This window comes from Bacteroides caecigallinarum (assembly GCF_016901995.1).
GTDB lineage: Bacteria > Bacteroidota > Bacteroidia > Bacteroidales > Bacteroidaceae > Phocaeicola > Phocaeicola cellulolyticus.
Map to the genome: position 1 here is coordinate 1 of NZ_JACJLE010000113.1, position 1854 is coordinate 1854.

Sequence of the window (1854 nt, forward strand, 5' to 3'; positions counted from 1 at the left end):
GAGGGTGTGTCAAAATGATGCATCCTCTTTTCGTTATATAATCATCGGTTTCTCATTTTTCATAGAGTATGATTTCTATATTTCCGTATTATCCCTATCTCCATGCTTTCAAGTAGTATAATCGGCTGTAGATGGCTTATGCCACTCTTATATTTTGATAATTATTGTCTGTCATCTTCTGATTTTTGATTTTAGCACACATTTTCTTTATATTAAAAGCAATGGCAAAGAAGGCAAAGTCCATTGTGACCTTGTCTTTTCCAAAATGCCTGAACCTTTTGTATCCCATGTCGTATTTTATTTGTCCAAAGACAGCTTCAGGTTCTATGCATCTTTGCCTTCTATGTTTTATGCCTTTCTCTGAGGTAAGTCTTTCACGCGCTTTTTGTTTATATTCTTTCAGCCTGTGATTGACTTCTATGGTACGTCTTTGTGATTTTGATCTGAAACACATACATCTGAGAGGACATCCCTCACATCTTGCAACACTATAGGCGATACTTTCTGTAACATATCCACTTTCAGTTCTAGAATGCCGTACACCTGTCCGCTCCATGTGTTGCCCCATGGGACAAACATAATAGTCTTTCTCCTTGTTATAATACAGGTTTTCCTGTTTGAAAGGATTTGTCACATATTTGTCTGCTCTCTGCTCCTTATGAAAGAAATTGTACTTGACATATGCCTCTATTCCGTTTTCGTCCATAAAGCGATAGTTCTCTTCCGAACCATAACCGGAATCGGTAACATCTTCTAATGGGAAACGGTTGTAACGTTCATGAAACGAATTTTCGAACGGGATCAATGTAAGAGTGTCTGTAGGATTTGGGAAGAGTCCAAAATCGAGCATAAACTGGTTTTCGGTTCCGATTTGTAGGTTATATCCCGGTTTTAATTGCCCGTTCCCCATAGGGTCTTCCTTCATATGCATAAATGTAGCATCAGGATCTGTTTTGGAATAAGAATTCCGTTTGCCTAGTATTTTCATGTGCATGTTATATTCGGCAAGTTTGTCACGTTGTGACTCCAATTGTCTGATTTGCCTTGCCTTTTGTTTATTTGCTTTCTTCTCTTCCTTATCCGATGTGGTTGGGGCATTCTCAAGAGAGGCTTTTAACTCTGATATCATATCCGTCAGCATGGAAGGGGTAAACTCGGTAGCAGTATTTTCAATGCAGGCATTATCCTGTGCCACGACATCATCAATTTGTTGTAGAAGAATACGTATCTTCTCAAGAAGCCTGGTGCGGTTACGTTCTACGTTCTTACGCCATACAAATGTGTATCTGTTGGCTTTTGATTCAATCTTTGTGCCGTCAATATATTCAACATCAAGACTTATGAATCCTTTGGATGCAAGGATGAGGACTATTTGTGTGAATATTCCGTTTATCTCATCCTTGACACGGTTACGGAAACGGTTTATAGTCCGGTAATCCGGCTTCTCATAACCGGCAAGCCAAATGAAATGAATGTCACGCAGCAGGGATTTTTCTATCTTACGACAGGAATAGATATTGTTCATATAGGCATACAAAACAGCTTTAAGCATCATTCGTGGGTGATAGGGAGAACGGCCCAGCTCTTTGTATAACTTGTGAAAGGAACTGAGGTCAAGGTTATCTACCATAGCATTCAGGATGCGTACAGGATCGTCTGATGGAATATTTTCATCTATCCGCTGAGGAAAAAGGACGATTTGGTTGGGATTGTAAGAACGAAAATGTATCTTTGCCATATTAGTTTTGATTATGCTTAAAGATACAAAATCTTTAGGACATAACAAAGCCTCGGCTTGGGAAAGTCGAGGCTTTGTCATAAAAAAAAGAGGGCATGCATTTTGACACACCCTCT

1 protein-coding gene is annotated in these 1854 nt (G+C 39.3%); it reads right to left on the reverse strand.

Translation table 11 applies throughout. From position 1 onward, the window contains the following. Positions 1-136 precede the first annotated feature (136 nt). Complete coding sequence (locus H6A61_RS15160; RefSeq protein ID WP_204394733.1) at positions 137-1738, reverse strand: IS1182 family transposase; 1602 nt, start codon at positions 1736-1738, stop codon at positions 137-139. Positions 1739-1854: the final 116 nt, after the last annotated feature.

What these genes read in the sequence shown, in the direction of transcription:
- H6A61_RS15160 (WP_204394733.1), bottom strand. Translation starts at nt 1,738, where the DNA reads ATGGCAAAGATACATTTTCGTTCTTACAATCCCAACCAAATCGTCCTT.